The organism is Rhizobium sp. P2_G2, assembly GCF_056403555.1.
The window spans coordinates 1-15877 of the sequence record NZ_JBFUFF010000127.1; the positions used below are offsets into that span (position 1 = coordinate 1).

General features: G+C 60.8%; 13 protein-coding genes. 9 read left to right on the forward strand and 4 right to left on the reverse strand.

The window, feature by feature from the left end; all coding sequences use genetic code 11:
* A partial coding sequence (locus AC1D06_RS37840) for an acetylxylan esterase (protein ID WP_477990746.1) occupies window positions 1-630 on the reverse strand: 630 nt, incomplete at its 3' end.
* 188 nt (window positions 631-818) lie between these two features.
* Between AC1D06_RS37840 and AC1D06_RS37845 the strand changes: the two genes are divergently transcribed.
* The 6 genes from AC1D06_RS37845 (at window position 819) to AC1D06_RS37870 (ending at window position 8721) form a co-directional block, all read left to right on the forward strand.
* Window positions 819-1682 (forward strand): aminoglycoside phosphotransferase family protein, encoded by an 864-nt coding sequence (locus AC1D06_RS37845; protein ID WP_477990747.1) that lies wholly within the window; start codon window positions 819-821, stop codon window positions 1680-1682.
* 89 nt (window positions 1683-1771) lie between these two features.
* The gene (locus tag AC1D06_RS37850; protein WP_477876567.1) at window positions 1772-2926 is read left to right on the forward strand and encodes an AI-2E family transporter; all 1155 of its coding nucleotides are present in this window, start codon (window positions 1772-1774) and stop codon (window positions 2924-2926) included.
* Between the two features lies 1 nt (window position 2927).
* Window positions 2928-3623 (forward strand): DnaA regulatory inactivator HdaA, encoded by a 696-nt coding sequence (gene hdaA / locus AC1D06_RS37855; protein WP_477990748.1) that lies wholly within the window; start codon window positions 2928-2930, stop codon window positions 3621-3623.
* Window positions 3624-3705: 82 nt separating this feature from the next.
* Window positions 3706-5901, forward strand: coding sequence for an RNA degradosome polyphosphate kinase (locus AC1D06_RS37860; protein ID WP_477990749.1), 2196 nt, complete (start codon window positions 3706-3708; stop codon window positions 5899-5901).
* Between the two features lie 18 nt (window positions 5902-5919).
* On the forward strand, window positions 5920-7446 hold the full coding sequence (locus AC1D06_RS37865) for a Ppx/GppA family phosphatase (protein ID WP_477990750.1): 1527 nt from the start codon (window positions 5920-5922) through the stop codon (window positions 7444-7446).
* Between the two features lie 231 nt (window positions 7447-7677).
* Window positions 7678-8721 carry a calcium-binding protein gene (locus AC1D06_RS37870; protein ID WP_477990751.1) on the forward strand — a complete coding sequence of 348 codons (1044 nt, stop codon included), beginning with the start codon at window positions 7678-7680 and terminating at the stop codon, window positions 8719-8721.
* A 74-nt stretch (window positions 8722-8795) separates the two neighbouring features.
* Here the strand turns inward: AC1D06_RS37870 and rnd are convergent, their stop codons facing one another.
* The 3 genes from rnd to AC1D06_RS37885 all read right to left on the reverse strand — a co-directional run bounded on the left by rnd (window position 8796) and on the right by AC1D06_RS37885 (window position 12564).
* Complete coding sequence (rnd, locus tag AC1D06_RS37875) at window positions 8796-9953, reverse strand: ribonuclease D (RefSeq protein WP_477990756.1); 1158 nt, start codon at window positions 9951-9953, stop codon at window positions 8796-8798.
* Window positions 9954-10078: 125 nt separating this feature from the next.
* The gene (locus AC1D06_RS37880; RefSeq protein ID WP_477884453.1) at window positions 10079-11233 is read right to left on the reverse strand and encodes an MFS transporter; all 1155 of its coding nucleotides are present in this window, start codon (window positions 11231-11233) and stop codon (window positions 10079-10081) included.
* A 203-nt stretch (window positions 11234-11436) separates the two neighbouring features.
* Window positions 11437-12564, reverse strand: coding sequence for an Ig-like domain-containing protein (locus AC1D06_RS37885; protein WP_477990752.1), 1128 nt, complete (start codon window positions 12562-12564; stop codon window positions 11437-11439).
* Here AC1D06_RS37885 and AC1D06_RS37890 point away from each other — a divergent pair.
* The 3 genes from AC1D06_RS37890 to AC1D06_RS37900 form a co-directional block, all read left to right on the forward strand.
* Entirely contained in the window at window positions 12533-12859 is a 327-nt protein-coding gene (locus AC1D06_RS37890; protein ID WP_477990753.1) for a hypothetical protein, read from the forward strand. The genes AC1D06_RS37885 and AC1D06_RS37890 overlap by 32 nt on opposite strands.
* Window positions 12860-12863: 4 nt before the next feature.
* A complete protein-coding gene (aspS, locus tag AC1D06_RS37895) occupies window positions 12864-14654 on the forward strand; it encodes an aspartate--tRNA ligase (RefSeq protein ID WP_477990754.1) in 1791 nt (596 codons plus the stop codon).
* Window positions 14655-14940: 286 nt separating this feature from the next.
* A partial coding sequence (locus AC1D06_RS37900) for an inner membrane CreD family protein (RefSeq protein WP_477990755.1) occupies window positions 14941-15877 on the forward strand: 937 nt, incomplete at its 3' end.

Consider the following 15877-nt stretch of genomic DNA (forward strand, 5'->3'; position numbering starts at 1 on the left):
GGTCGGCACATTGAGATAGCCGCGATCGATGCGCGGGTCGAACGGGATGCCGAGCGCACCGATGCCGCCGCCGAAGCTGATGCCGCTATAGCCCACCTTGCCGTCGAGCCAAGGATAGAGCGCGATCAGCGTCGACACCGCCACCCAGAGGTCGTCGACGCAGCCGGCGATGATGTAGGAATCCGGCTTGTCGATATCGTGCAGCACATGCCAGACGGAATTGGTCGAGATCGGCGGGCGGGCGCTGCGCGACAGGCCGCGATAGCAGGGAAAGAGGATCGCCGTTTCCTCGACCGGAATGTCGAAATCCGGCGCCTCGCGGCCGCTATAGCCATGGCCGACAACCAGCCCGCGCCGGATCACGCCCGTCTTCGGCAGAAGCAGCCAGCCGCCGATCCTGAAGGCGCCGGTGGACATATAGGTGATGTCAAGCACCTCCCAGTCCGGATGCTGGCTGGCGCTGCGGCGGAGCTGGAACTGAGCCTCGACTGCCAGCGCCTGCTGATAGCGGGCTTTCCAGAATTCGTCGAAACCCGGCGGCGCTTCGGGCGGCCGGATCGCCCGCAACTGGTCGAGCGTCATGCCGTAGGTCGGATCGAAGGGGAAGGGATGCTCAGTCGGTACGGTCATGAAATCGGCTTTGTCGCAGGACTCGGAGACGAAGACCGGCATGCCACAAAACCATCAGCCTGTCTCGCTTTCGGCCGGATCCGCTGCCGGTTGTCCCGGTGGAATAGCTCGTTTAGAGGGATTGTTCCGCAGTCGAAGCAGCAGAGGTGAATGAGATGCCGACCGAAAGAATGCACGCGGATGAATTGATGATCGACGAAACTCTTGTGCGTCGGCTGATCGTCTCGCAGTTTCCGCAATGGTCGGATCTGGAAATCCGACGTGTCGCATCGACTGGGACGGACAATGCCATGTTCCGCCTCGGCGACGACATGGTGGTGCGGATGCCGCGCATTCACTGGGCCGTCGATGGTATCGGCAACGAACAGGCATGGTTGCCGCATTTCGTTGGACGATTGTCTGTTTCGATCCCGCGCTTGCTCGGCAGGGGCGTACCTGGCGAAGGCTATCCATGGTGCTGGTCGGTGATGAGCTGGCTCGAAGGCCGCAATCCCGTGGTCGGCGCTATTGCCGATCCAACGCGCCTTGTCCGCTCGCTCGCGGATTTCATTCTGTCATTGAGACATATGCCGCCTGCAGAAGGCGCAATCATGCGCCGCCAATTGCCGGCATTCGACGAACAGGTACGCCGCGACATCAAGGCGCTTGAAGGCGAAATCGACACGGTTGCCGTGACGATAATCTGGGAGGCAGCGCTCCAGGCGCCTCGCTGGACGGCGCCGCCGGTTTGGCTGCACGGCGATCTGGCGTCGGGCAATTTGCTCCTCGTCGATGACCGGTTTGCCGCCGTGATTGATTTCTCCGGCATCGGAGTCGGCGACCCCTGTGACGACCTGCAGATGGCCTGGAACCTGTTGCCGGCAGATGTGCGGCCGCTGCTGCGGCAGATGGTTGGCGCAGACGACGCGACCTGGACGCGGGCGAGGGCACGTGCGCTGGCTCAGGCGCTTGTGCAACTGCCTTATTATTGGGACACCAACCCGCCCTTGGCGGAGAGTGCTCGGCATGTCATCAGCGAAATCCTTACGGAGCACGCAGCCGTTCTTTGTTGACATGGGTGGCGGCTGCTGGGTCGCAAATGCTTGACCGTCTCCGCCATGCCTCGTATTGCCTTGCATGAACCGACCATAGCGAGCGCACCATGGCCCCCCACATCACAGGCAAGGTCCTTAGCCGGCAGATTTACTTCTGGCTGCTCGTACTCGCCCTGTTCATCGCCTTTTTGTGGCTATTTTCCACGATCTTGCTGCCCTTTTTGGCGGGGATGGCGCTTGCCTACTTCCTTGATCCGGTTGCCGACCGGCTGCAGCGCATTGGCCTCAGCCGCCTCGCCGCAACCACGTTCATCCTTCTGTCGTCCATTGTTTTGCTGGTCGTCGCGCTCATCATCATCGTGCCGTCGCTGGCGGCCCAGGCGGTCGATTTCGGCGCTAAGGTTCCGGGCTATGTGACGCAGTTGCAGCATATGGTGACCGACAGCAATTCGCATCTGGTGCCGGCCTGGCTCAAATCGCAGATGGGCAACATCAAGGACGATCTGTCGAAATATATCGGCCAGGGCGTCAGCTTCATCATCGGCGTCTTCGTGCAGATCTGGTCGTCGGGCAAGGCGTTGGTCGACGTCATGTCCCTGCTGGTGATCACGCCCGTTGTTGCCTTTTACCTGCTGCTCGACTGGGACAACATGGTGGCCAAGCTCGACAGCTGGGTGCCGCGTGACTATCTCGCCACGGTCCGCGACCTCGCTTCCCAGATGAACGATGCGATTGCCGGCTTCGTGCGCGGGCAGGGCACCATCTGCCTGATCCTGGCGATCTTCTACGGCTCGGCGCTCTCGGCGGCCGGGCTGAATTTCGGCCTGCTGATCGGCATCATGTCCGGGGTGATTTCCTTCGTGCCCTATCTCGGCTCGCTGCTTGGCTTCATGGTGTCCATCGGCATTGCACTCGTGCAGTTCTGGCCGAATTATCCGTGGGTTATCCTGATTGCCGGAATCTTTTTGTTCGGTCAGTTCATGGATGGCTATATCCTGCAGCCAAAACTCATCGGCGAAAAGGTCGGCCTGCATCCGGTCTGGCTGATGTTCTCGCTGCTCGCCTTCGGGGCGCTGTTCGGTTTCGTTGGCTTGATGGTGGCCGTTCCAACCTCGGCCTCCATCGCGGTGCTGGTGCGTTATGCGATTTCGCGGTATCTTGAGAGTGATTTGTATCACGGCGTGTCCGGGCCGGAGGCACTTGAAGAAGGTCCTGCTGCCATCGCCGTGAACACGACCTCGGTGATCACCCTCGAGAAGTAAGATGAGTTCCGCCGAGAAGAAAAACCAGCGCTCCAAGCAGTTGCCGCTCTCCTTTGCCCATCAGCCGGCGAGCGGACGCGACGATCTCGTTGTGTCCGAACCGCTGAGCGCTGCTGCTGCGATTATCGATCGCTGGCCAGACTGGCCGTCGCCCGTGGTGGTGATCAGTGGGCCTGCCGGTTCCGGCAAGTCGCACCTGGCTGAAGTCTGGCGGAAGAAGAGCGGCGCGACCGCGATCTCGGCCATGCCCGGGAGCGATGCGGTGCTCAGAGCAGGCGAGGGGCCTGTCCTCTTGGAAGATGCCGATCGCGAAGGCTTTGACGAGACAATCCTGTTTCATGTCATCAATGCGGTGCGCGCCCACGGCACGAGCTTGCTGATCACTGCGCGCAGCCGCCTCTCAGCCTGGAACGTCAGCTTGCCCGATCTCGCCTCGCGGCTTAAGGCGGCGACCGTGGTCGAGATCGGCCCGCCCGATGAGGCGCTGCTCGGCCAGATCCTGATAAAGCTGTTCGCCGACCGGCAATTGATGATCGATGACAAGCTGATCGACTATATCGTAAGCCGTATGGAGCGCTCGCTGGAAGCCGCACAGAAGATCGTCGACAGGCTCGATCATCTGGCTCTGGCAAGAGGCGGCAGGATCACGCGGGCGCTTGCCGCCGAAGTGTTGAACGAACATCAAGCTGACGCTTGACTGTCATCCAACTATCGTCATCCTGTTATCATCACATCGGAAAAAGACGGACAAAGCGATGAATTTCGAGACGGAAATTCCCATGAGCGCGACTGCGTTGGAGACGAATTCGTTGGTGGCGCCACTGGATGCGATCCCCGAATCGGGTCTGCGCAGCAGTCCGGATCGTTTCATCAACCGGGAATTTTCCTGGCTGCAGTTCAATCGTCGCGTCCTCGAGGAAACCCTCAACACCAACCATCCGCTGCTCGAACGCGTCCGCTTCCTGTCGATTTCCGCCGACAATCTCGACGAGTTCTTCATGGTGCGTGTCGCCGGCCTTGAAGGCCAGGTGCGCGCCGGCATCACGATCAAGAGCCCGGATGGTCGCTCGCCGAGCGAGCAGCTCGAGGCGATCCTCAAGGAAATCAACAATCTGCAGATGGAGCAGCAGGCGGCTCTGGCCGTGCTGCAGCAATATCTGGCGCGCGAGGACATCCTCATCGTCCGGCCGGGCGCGATCGGCAAGGAAGACAAGCGCTGGCTGGAAAAGGAATTCGACGAGGCGATCTTCCCGGTCCTGACGCCGCTCTGCATCGACCCGGCCCATCCGTTCCCGTTCATTCCGAATCTCGGCTTTTCCATGGGCCTGCAGCTGACCAGCCTGTCGGGCAAGGAGCCGATGACGGCGCTGATCCGCCTGCCGCCGGCGCTCGACCGCTTCGTCCGCCTGCCCGACCAGAGCGGTGTGCTGCGCTACATCACGCTCGAAGACACGGTGCTGATGTTCATCGAAAAACTGTTCCCAGGCTATAAGGTCAATGGCTGGGGCACGTTCCGGGTCATTCGCGACAGCGATATCGAAGTCGAGGAAGAAGCCGAAGACCTGGTGCAGTTCTTTGAAACGGCGCTCAAGCGCCGTCGCCGTGGTTCGGTGATCCGCATCGAGACGGATTCGGAAATGCCGCAATCGCTCCGCCATTTCGTCACCCAGGAACTCGGCGTGCCGGAAAACCGAACGGCGGTGCTGCCCGGTTTCCTGGCGCTCAACACGCTGTCCGAAATCGTCAAGGCGCCGCGCGACGACCTGCGCTTTCCCCCCTACAATGCCCGCTATCCCGAGCGCGTGCGCGAACATGCGGGCGATTGCCTGGCGGCCATCCGCGAGAAGGACATGATCGTCCATCACCCCTACGAGTCCTTCGACGTGGTGGTGCAGTTCCTGATTCAGGCCGCGCGCGATCCGGATGTCGTGGCGATCAAGCAGACGCTCTACCGCACCTCGAACGACAGCCCGATCGTGCGCGCCCTGATCGACGCCGCCGAAGCCGGCAAGTCGGTGACGGCTCTGGTCGAGCTCAAGGCCCGTTTCGACGAGGAGGCCAATATCCGCTGGGCGCGCGACTTGGAACATGCCGGCGTCCAAGTCGTGTTCGGCTTCATCGAACTCAAGACGCATGCCAAGATGAGCATGGTGATACGCCGCGAGGACCGTAGGCTGCGCACCTATTGCCATCTCGGCACCGGCAACTATCACCCGGTCACCGCCAAGATCTACACCGACCTCTCTTACTTCACATGCAATCCGGTGATCGCCCACGACATGGCCAATGTCTTCAATTTCATCACCGGCTATGGCGAGCCCGAAGCCGGCATGAAGCTCGCCGTCTCGCCCTATACGCTGCGCAAGCGCATCCTGCAGCATATCGAGGAGGAAACCGTCCATGCCCGGGCAGGCCGCCCGGCGGCGATCTGGATGAAGATGAATTCGCTCGTCGATCCCGATATCATCGACGCGCTCTATGACGCCAGCCAGGCCGGCGTGAAGATCGAACTGGTGGTGCGCGGCATCTGCTGCCTCAGGCCCAAAGTGCCGGGCCTGTCGGACAATATCCGCGTCAAGTCCATCGTCGGCCGCTTCCTGGAACATAGTCGCGTCTTCTGCTTCGGCAACGGCCATGGCCTGCCGCACGACCAGGCGCTGGTCTATATCGGCTCGGCCGACATGATGCCGCGCAACCTCGACCGGCGCGTCGAAACGTTGGTTCCGCTGGTCAACAAGACTGTGCACGAGCAGGTCCTGTCGCAGATCATGCTGGGCAATCTGATTGACAACCAACAATCCTACGAGATATTGCCCGACGGAACTTCGAAGCGGACGGATGTGGGCGAGGGGGAGGAACCATTCAACGCTCAGCTCTATTTCATGACCAATCCGTCACTGTCGGGCCGGGGAGAGGCCCTGAAATCGAGTGCCCCGAAGCTGATCGCCGGCAGGTTCTCCTCCGGCCGCAAATAAGGTCGATACTGGATTTTCATGGTCGAATCTGAAGCTCAAGGACGGCTGCCCGGCATGGAGCCGGTGTCCGTCGTCGACATCGGTTCCAACTCGATCCGACTGGTCATCTATGAGGGGCTTAATCGCGCCCCCACCATGCTGTTCAACGAAAAGGTCATGTGCGGGCTCGGCAAGGGCCTGGAGCAGACCGGCAACATGGACGAAGCCAGCGTCACCCGTGCGCTTGCGGCGCTGCATCGTTTCAAGGCGCTGTCGCACCAGGCGCGCGCCTATACCATGTATATCCTCGCCACGGCCGCGGCCCGCGAGGCGAAGAACGGCCCGGATTTCATCCATAAGGCCGAGATGATCCTCGGCCACAAGGTGCGCGTGCTGTCCGGCGAGGAAGAAGCGAAATATTCCGCACTCGGCATTGTCAGCGGCCATGACGATGCCGATGGCATTGTCGGCGACCTCGGTGGCGGTTCGCTGGAACTGGTCGACGTCAAGGGGCCGGTTATCGGCAAGGGCATGACGACGCCGCTCGGCGGCATCCGCCTCTCCGAACATGCCGCCGGCTCTCTGACCAAGGCGGCGGCCTATGCCCGCAAGCAGGTGCGCAGCGTCGACTTCCTCAAGGCCGGCGCCGGCCGCACCTTTTATGCCGTTGGTRGCACCTGGCGCAGTCTGGCCAAGCTGCACATGGAGCTCAGCAATTATCCGCTGCACATGATCCAGGATTATCGCCTGCCCTATGACGAGGTAATTGCCTTCCTTGACACCGTCATCAAGAACAAGGAGCAGAAGGAGCCGGCCTACCAGGCTGTCTCGCGCGCGCGCCGCACGCTGCTGCCCTTCGGCGCCGTTGCCATGCGTGAAGTGCTGCTGGCGATGAAACCGGCGCAGGTTTCCTTTTCCATTCAGGGGGTGCGCGAGGGCTATCTCTATTCGCTGCTGCCGGACCAGATCAAGCACCAGGACCCGTTGCTCTCCGCCGCCGGCGAGCTGGCAGTGCTGCGCGCCCGCTCGCCCGAGCATGCCCGCGAACTGGCCGCCTGGACCGGGCAGATGCTGCCGCTCTTCGGCATCGAGGAGACGCTGGAGGAGTCGCGCTATCGGCAGACCGCCTGCCTGCTTGCCGATATCAGCTGGCGCGCCCATCCCGACTATCGTGGTCCGCAGGCACTCAACCTCATCGCCCACTCCTCCTTCATCGGCATTACCCATCCCGGCCGCGCCTATGTCGCGCTCGCCAATTATTATCGCTTCGAGGGGCTTTATGACGACGGAGCGACCAGCGCGCTGACCACCATCGCCACGCCGCGCCTGCTCGACCTGGCCAAGCTGTTGGGCGGTATGCTGCGTGTGGTCTACCTGTTCTCCGCCTCGATGCCCGGCATTGTCCGGCACCTCAGGTTCGAGCGGCCGCGCGATGCCGCAAGCGGATTAGACCTGGAATTCGTGGTGCCGCCGGAATATTCCGAATTCGCTGGGGAGCGCCTTGATGGACGGTTGCAACAGCTTGCCAAGCTGACCGGCAAGAAATTGGCATTTCGCTTCGAATGATGAATGTCAAGTAGAGGCCCGCCTCGCACGATTCAGGTCTATATATTGGTAAATTGTAATTTGATGTCGGTCAAAATAACGCCAAAACTGCCGCCATTCGGCCCATTTTTTTCTCTTTTTTGGAAAATTCGCATCGGTCGTTAAAATCTTAGTATTTCGAATCCTGCCTTTCGTAATGTTTGCCCGCTAGCTTTCTGGTCATCGGCGGACACACCAAAACGGGGACCAGGAATGCCAAATATCACGATCGACAATGCTGCAGGCAACTTCGATTTCAATGTCGACGACATTTCGCTGAAGGACCTGTTCTCGCAGGGCTATATGAACAAGTTCAGCTACACATCGAAGAAGGGCGTGCAGACGGCCACGCTTTATCAGAAGGACGGCGACTATGTCAGCCTGACCGGTGCTCTGAGCTTCAGCGGCCTGGTTGACCATAATCGGGCGAAGGCGATCACTGCGCTAGACGGTCTCAGCGTCGGTCACGGCAAGGCTGAGCTTTATTCAATCGAAGATCTTGGCCTGAGCGGCAAGATCCTGGCAAGCGACAAGAGCCTCGCTGCCTGGATCGACAAGCAGAGCTACATCATCAATGGCAACAATTCGGCCAACGACCTCTCTGGCGGCAATCTTGACGACAAGCTCTATGGCAATGGCGGCAAGGATCACCTCTACGGCGGCTACGGCAACGACAAGCTCTATGGCGGCGACGACAACGACCTGCTCTCGGGTGGCGCGGGCAAGAACGTCCTGACTGGCGGCAACGGCGACGACACCTATGTGCTGAGCGGCGGCAAGGACCAGATCGTGGAAGCGGCCGGCAACAAGGGCGGCTATGACACCGCGATCGGATCGGTGAACATCGATCTCAGCAAGAATGACAATGTCGAGGCTGCAAAGCTTCAGGGCAAGGGTGACCTTGACGTCACCGGCAACGACAGCAACAACACCCTAGTCGGCAATACCGGCGACAACACGCTCTGGGGCGGCAAGGGCAATGACACGCTGACCGGCGGCGCCGGCTCCGACACGTTCGAGTTCCACAAGGGCGACAAGGTCGACACGATCACCGACTTCGATGCCGCCGGCAAGGATCACGACATCCTCGACATCGAGGGCTTCGGCAAGGGCACGAAATTTGCCAACCTGGATATCGAAAAGATCAGCAAGACAGACTACGAGATCAGCTTCGGCCATGGCGATGCGGTGCACATCCACTTCGACCACAGCACGATCAAGGATCTCGACCTCAGCGACTTCAAATTCCACATCTAAGATGTTGAATTAGCATGCAACGCGCCGTCGGAAATGTCCGGCGGCGCTTTTTGCCGATTTCGGGCGCGAGCCGGCTATCCGACCGCACTGATCTCCACCAAATCCACCCTGCGATTGACGAAGCGCAGCGCGATCTCGCCGCGGATGAGCTTAAGCGCCGGCAGGCCGAAGAGGTCGCGCCGCCAGCCCTTCAGCGCCGCGACATCCGCCTCTTCGCCCTTGGCGGCGAGCAGGTCGAGGTCGTCGCCGGTAGCGATGATCTTGGTTGCCACGCCGTTCTTTTCGGCAATCAGCTTGAGCAGCACTTTCAGCATTTCCACGGCCGCGCCGGTCCCTTCGGGCGCCGCGGGTGGGCGGGGGATTCTCGGCAGGTCCGTCTTGGGGATCGCCAGTGCCGCATTGACCTGGGCGATGATCGCGCCTCCCGCCTGGGAGCGCTCATAACCTTTCGGAATGGTCCTCAACCGTGCCAATGCCTCGATATCCTTCGGCGCCTGCTGGGCGATCTCGAAGATCGCATCGTCTTTCAATACCCGGCCGCGCGGCACGTCGCGTGACCGCGCCTCGCGCTCGCGCCAGGCGGCAAGATTCTTGAGGATGGCGAGCTCGATCGGCTTGCGGATGCGCATCCGCAAGCGCTCCCAGGCATTGTCGGGATGCAGGTCATAGGTCTCGCGCGATTCGAGGACGGCCATTTCCTCCGACAGCCACTCCGTTCGCCCCTCGCGTTCGAGTTCGGCCTTGAGAGTGAGGTAAACGTCTCTGAGATGGGTGACGTCGGCAATCGCATAGTCCAGCTGCTTCTCGCTGAGCGGCCTGTGGCTCCAGTCGGTGAAGCGCGAGGACTTGTCGAGCTGCACGTTGACGATCTTCTGCACCAGCGTGTCGTAGGAGACGGAATCGCCGAAGCCGCAGACCATCGCCGCGACCTGCGTGTCGAAGATCGGATGCGGGATCAGCCCGCCGCGATTGAAGATGATTTCGATGTCCTGGCGCGCGGCATGGAACACCTTGACCACTTTGGCGTCGGCCATCAGCCGGAAGAAGGGCGCGAGATCAAGGCCCGGCGCCAGCGGATCGACGATCGCGTCGAGCGCCGGCCCGGAGAGCTGGATCAGGCAGAGCTGCGGCCAGAACGTCGTCTCGCGCAGGAATTCGGTGTCCACCGCGACAAATTCGCTTTGAGCGAGTGTATCGCACGCCTGTTGCAGGCTGGCAGTATCGGAAATGATAAGCATCAAATCTCTTGTTCGTCGGGTATGCGCTATTGAGGGAAACAGATCTCCCGGAGGGAGTGTCCGTTCATCTTCCTCTCATACGGAAAAAGCAAGTGATTCTGAAGCTTGCTACAGTATTTTCACCGTCCGGCAGCTGCTTCCGGCCGCTGAATAACGCGCATGACCGTGTAGGCGACAAAGATCGCCTGGGTGGCGGCGACGAAGCCGAACAGGGATCCGGGTCCGAGCCAGCCCATGAAAAGCGAGGCCGTCGGCGGCCCCGCTACCGCGCCGATCGCCCAGAAGAACAGGATGCCGGCTGACACCATGGCGAACTGGCCGGGACCGGCGCGGTCATTGGCATGCGCCGAACACAGCGAATAGAGCGGCATGGAGAAAGAGCCGAGCACGAAGACGCCGATGACGTTGAGCCATAAATGATCGCCGGCAAACAGGAATATGAGCGCACTTGCCGCCAGTCCGCCGCCGGTCGAGACCAGGATGGCGGCCCGCCGGCCATGCTTGTCGGAGAAATAGCTGAGCGGATATTGCAGCACCACACCCGACAGGATGCTCGCCACCATGAACGCCGCAACACCATTGGTATCGAAGCCGAGCTTGACGCAATAGACGGGGCCAAGCGCGCGATAGACGGTGTTGGTAAACCCGACGGCGACGCAGCCGGTGGCGGCCAGCGGCGAGATGCCCATCAGGAAACGCAGGTTGAAGCGCATCGGATCGGGTGCCGCCGGGCTTGATTTGTCGGCGAGCGAGATCGGCGTCAGCGACAGCGAAAACACCATGGCCGCGATGCCGAACAGGACGAAGCCCTGGCCGCCGAACCAGGGCAGGAAGAATTGCGCCGCGGTGCTCGAAGAGAGGTCGCAATAGCGATAGACCGACAGCACGCGCGCCCGGATCGAATTGTCGACCTTGGCGTTGAGCCAGCTCTCGATGATGCCGAACAGGATCGCCAGGCAATAGCCGTTGACCAGGCGCACCACCACCCAGACCACCGGATCGACCGCAAGGCCGGAGAGGATGATCGATGACGTGGTGATCGCCGCCATGGCCGAGAAGGTGCGGATATGGCCGATGGCGCGGATCAGCGGCGTGATATGAGCGCAGCCGATGGCGAAGCCGAGATAGTAGACACCCGTGATCAGGCCGATCAGCGAGGTGGGAAAACCCTCATTCGTTCCCCGCCAGGCGATCAGCAGCGATTGCAGCGCATTGGCAAACAAAAGCAGCGAGGTGGAGGTGAGCAGCGGGACGAGCGGGATGAGCTTGCGCATGAATGGGCATCGATGTGGAATGGACCGCGCCTGAATCAGCCGATCGATGGCGATCTTAACGGCACCGTCGCCGGAGAACACCGAAAAAGCGACATAGTCCAAGCAAATTTGGCGGATCGTGCTCGTTCAGCCGCAGTGCTTCACAATGGCGGATGACGCGGACCGTCATATTCCATGCTGCAAGCCAGGGCGCACCATCTCACTCACAGGATGAAGTCGCTCTTGATGAAATCCGGGATTCCGATGTGCTTGATGATCAGCAGGTCACCATGCCCCTCATCGAGCCAGACATCGTGGCCGTGCTCGAACATGTGATTGAAGCGTAGATCGTTGAAGTTCTTGAAGCCAAAATCCGAGAGGTCGATGACATCGTGGTTCTTGCCGGTCGCAGTGAAATCGACAATCGTGTCCTGGCCGTATTTGTGAGCGAAGATGAACGTGTCCGATCCGTCGCCGCCATTGAGCGTATCGTTGCCGCGCCCGCCGTCGAGGACATCGTGGCCCATCGTGCCCTTGAGCTTGTCCGGCCCGCTGGTGCCGGTGAAGGTGTCGGTCTCATCCTTGATATTGATCGTCAGCGTCCGGGTCACTGGATCCTCACGACCAGTCGTGTCCTCGACGATGAAGGTGATGGTCGCGACTGCCTTGCCTTCGAGATTCTTTGGCGGCGTCCACTTCATCTGCCCGGTGTTGAGAATATTGGCATCGGAGTCAGGATTGGCATCTTTATTGTAGAAAGTGTTGAAGAGCAGATCCTGGAAGCCGACCTTGAGCTTGCCGCCTGTGGGGCCAGTTAGAAATTCGATGCCGCCGAGAACATCGCCGTCCGCATCATGGAAACCGAAATCGGCTTCGCTGAATGTGTAGGTCGCATCTTCGTCGATCGTGATCGTCTTGCTGGTGCCGGTTGGCGTATCCGGTTCGGGTGTGACGGAGAAATTGATCGCATGTTCGTCTGATATGTCGACGCCACCATTGGCAGTGCCGCCACTGTCCTCTACCTTGAATTTCAGCGAGGAAACGTCGCCGTTGGCATTGGCCGACGGCGTCCAGACCAGATGCGCAAGGTCGCTCGCGTCGATCGACTGGTCGACCGTGACCGCGACATTATTGAGCGTCAGCGTGCCTGCGTCGGGCAGGGCGGTGATGATGACGGCCTTCAGTGTGTTTCCGTCTTCCATGTCGGTGAAGCCGAACGTATCCGCCGAAAAGGTAAAGCTCGTATCCTCGTCAAGCGTCACTGTGTTGTCGGCGGCGGACGGCGCGTGATTGATGTCGGCGACGCGCGATGTGATTTCGATGCTGATCGATGGGGCTGGTGCATGTCGCATGGAAAATACCTTTTCGATCGCTTCAGAACAGGAAATCATCCTTGATCAGATACGCACTGCCGATGCCTGCACGATCGCTATAGCCGATGCCCATGCGGTCGGCTCGACCATTTTTGGGAGGATCGGCGTGCATCGCCGTTTCGGCGGGGTTGCGTTCACTTATGCTAAATCGGCAACGCCGAGCGAAACCGCCTTGCGCCTTGACAAATCGGGCGCAGCATGCGCTTGTCCCGCCGATTTGATGAGCCCCAAGAATCCGGGCGTTTCGACCCGGACGACAGACATTCAGGACTGACTCCATGCACCGCTATCGCAGCCACACTTGCGCCGCCCTCAGGAAATCCGACGTCGGTTCTACCGTCCGTCTCTCCGGCTGGGTGCATCGCGTCCGCGACCATGGCGGTTTGCTGTTCATTGACCTGCGCGACCATTACGGCATCACCCAGGTCGTGGCCGACCCCGATTCGCCGGCTTTCTCAATGGCTGAGAAGGTGCGCGGCGAGTGGGTGATCCGCATCGATGGCATGGTCAAGGCCCGCATCGAGGACACCATCAACAAGAACATGGCGACCGGCGAGATCGAGCTCTATGCCCAGGAGATCGAACTGCTGTCTGCCGCTAAGGAACTGCCATTGCCGGTGTTCGGCGAGCCTGATTACCCGGAAGACGTGCGGCTGAAATATCGCTTCCTCGACCTGCGGCGCGAGACGCTGCACAAGAACATCGTCAAGCGCACCCAGATCGTTTCGGAAATGCGCAACCAGATGACGACAATCGGCTTCGGCGAATATACGACGCCGATCCTGACGGCCTCGTCGCCAGAAGGCGCGCGCGACTTCCTCGTGCCGTCGCGTATCCATCCCGGCCAGTTCTTCGCGCTGCCGCAGGCGCCGCAGCAGTACAAGCAGCTGCTGATGGTCGCCGGCTTCGATCGCTATTTCCAGATCGCGCCCTGCTTCCGCGACGAAGATCCGCGCGCCGACCGTCTGCCGGGCGAATTCTACCAGCTCGACGTGGAAATGAGCTTCGTCACCCAGGAAGACGTCTGGAACACCATGGCGCCGGTGATGACCTCGGTGTTCGAGAAATTCGCCGACGGCAAGCCGGTCACCAAGGAATGGCCGCGCATTCCCTACGACGTGGCGATCCGCAAATATGGTTCCGACAAGCCAGACCTGCGCAACCCGATCGTCATGGAAGCCGTCACCGAGCATTTCGCCGGCTCCGGCTTCAAGGTGTTCGCCAACATGATCGCCAACAACCCGAAGGTCGAGGTCTGGGCAATCCCGGCCAAGACCGGCGGCAGCCGCGCCTTCTGCGACCGCATGAACGCCTGGGCGCAGTCGGTCGGCCAACCGGGCCTCGGCTATATCTTCTGGCGCCAGGAAGGTGCGGTGCTCGAAGGCGCCGGCCCGCTCGCCAAGAACATCGGCCCCGAACGCACCGAAGCGATCCGCACCCAGCTCGGCCTCGATGAGAGCGACGCCTGCTTCTTCGTCGCCGGCGAGCCGTCGAAATTCTACAAGTTCGCCGGTGAGGCGCGCACCAAGGTCGGCGAAGAGCTGAACCTGGTCGACCGCGATCGCTTCGAACTTTGCTGGATCGTCGATTTCCCCTTCTTTGAGTGGAGCGAAGAAGAGAAGAAGGTCGACTTCGCCCACAACCCATTCTCGATGCCGCAGGGTGGTCTCGAAGCGCTGCAGACGCAGGATCCGCTGTCGCTCAAGGCCTATCAGTATGACGCGGTCTGCAACGGCTTCGAAATCGCTTCGGGCTCGATCCGCAACCAGTCGCCGGAAGCCATGGTCAAGGCCTTCGAAATCGTCGGTCTCAGCCAGGCGGACGTCGAGGAGCGTTTCGGCGGCATGTACCGTGCCTTCCAATACGGCGCCCCGCCGCATGGCGGTTGCGCCTTCGGTATCGACCGCGTCGTCATGCTCTTGGTCGGCGCCAGGAACCTGCGCGAGATCACGCTCTTCCCGATGAACCAGCAGGCGCAGGACCTGCTGATGAACGCGCCGAGCGCCGCAACGCCGAAGCAATTGATGGAATTGTCGCTGCGTGTCATCCCGCCGGTCAAGAAAGACTGAGGCGAGCCGAAAACCGTGGCGCTGTGCGCTGCGGTTTCCCTGATCGCACCCACCTCCGAATCGCCGGTTGCCGGGCACGAACGCGTTATTATCCTACAAGATCGTCGCCGGCGGCGGGGCGATCTGTTGAGCTTCGCCGGCTCATTTGCTGTCGTCAGGCTGGATTTCTTAGATTTGCCGGAAATCCGTCCGGAATCCGGCAAATTTCTGCAGCGTTCAGGCCGCAATCGCGGCGTCAACTGTCGAAGCCCGCAGCTTGCGGGTTTCAACCGACAGGGGGTGTCGTATGTCCATATCCGAAGACCAGTCCAATCCTTCGCCCGGTGCGCCGCAAGTGTCGCCCGCAACTGACGATGTCCAGCCGCGGGGCGGCGGCTTTGCCGGTTTCATGCGCTTGCCGGGTGTAAAATTCATCATCATCGGCATCTTGTCGATGCTGCTGCTCATTCCGACCCTGCTCGTCTGGACGCTCGTCGACGAGCGTTCCGACCGCGCCAATCAGGTGTCGGCGACCATTGCCAAGGGCTGGGGCGGCCAGCAGGTGCTGAACGGCCCCTATCTCGCCGTGCCGTTTTCCGTCAACCGCAGCCAGACGAACCAGAACGGCACGGTGACCTGGGTCAAGGTCACCGAATGGGCGCTGGTCATGCCTGAAATGCTTGATATCGACGCCAAGCTGCAGACGGAAGCGCGAAAGCTGTCGATCTATTCGCTGCCGGTCTACAATGCCAAAATGGCGCTCAAGGGCCGGTTCGGCAAGGACGTCGCCGCAAGTCTCGCCCAGGTCGAGGGCACGCCGGATCTCGACCGCGCCTTCCTGGTGATGAATATTGCCGACATAACCGGCATCCGCTCCAACGCCGATATCCGCATCGACAACGCTCAACCGGTTCCATTCGAGCCCGGCATGCGCGGCATCACCGCCTACAAACCGAACTTCGAGAATACTTACTATGACAATCAGTCGGTTTCCGACACCGGCATCAACCGGCCTGTCGGCCGTGATTTGCTGGAAAAAGGCTTCGACTTCTCGATGGAACTGTCGCTCAACGGCTCGGGCCGCTTCTCCGTGGCGCCGGCCGGTCAGACGACGAAGCTGACCGTCGCCGCCAACTGGGCCGATCCCGGCTTCGAGGGCACCTTTCTGCCGGACACCAAGACGATCACCACAAAGGACTTTTCCGCCGGTTGGACCATTCCCTATCTCGCGCGTGGCCTCGACA

Bases quoted from the DNA above. Each gene is read 5' to 3' on its own strand.
- AC1D06_RS37845 (WP_477990747.1), top strand. From the start codon at position 819: ATGATCGACGAAACTCTTGTGCGTCGGCTGATCGTCTCGCAGTTTCCG.
- AC1D06_RS37850 (WP_477876567.1), top strand. From the start codon at position 1,772: ATGGCCCCCCACATCACAGGCAAGGTCCTTAGCCGGCAGATTTACTTC.
- hdaA (WP_477990748.1), top strand. From the start codon at position 2,928: ATGAGTTCCGCCGAGAAGAAAAACCAGCGCTCCAAGCAGTTGCCGCTC.
- AC1D06_RS37860 (WP_477990749.1), top strand. From the start codon at position 3,706: ATGAGCGCGACTGCGTTGGAGACGAATTCGTTGGTGGCGCCACTGGAT.
- AC1D06_RS37870 (WP_477990751.1), top strand. From the start codon at position 7,678: ATGCCAAATATCACGATCGACAATGCTGCAGGCAACTTCGATTTCAAT.
- AC1D06_RS37880 (WP_477884453.1), bottom strand. From the start codon at position 11,233: ATGCGCAAGCTCATCCCGCTCGTCCCGCTGCTCACCTCCACCTCGCTG.
- AC1D06_RS37890 (WP_477990753.1), top strand. From the start codon at position 12,533: ATGCTGATCGATGGGGCTGGTGCATGTCGCATGGAAAATACCTTTTCG.
- AC1D06_RS37885 (WP_477990752.1), bottom strand. From the start codon at position 12,564: ATGCGACATGCACCAGCCCCATCGATCAGCATCGAAATCACATCGCGC.
- aspS (WP_477990754.1), top strand. From the start codon at position 12,864: ATGCACCGCTATCGCAGCCACACTTGCGCCGCCCTCAGGAAATCCGAC.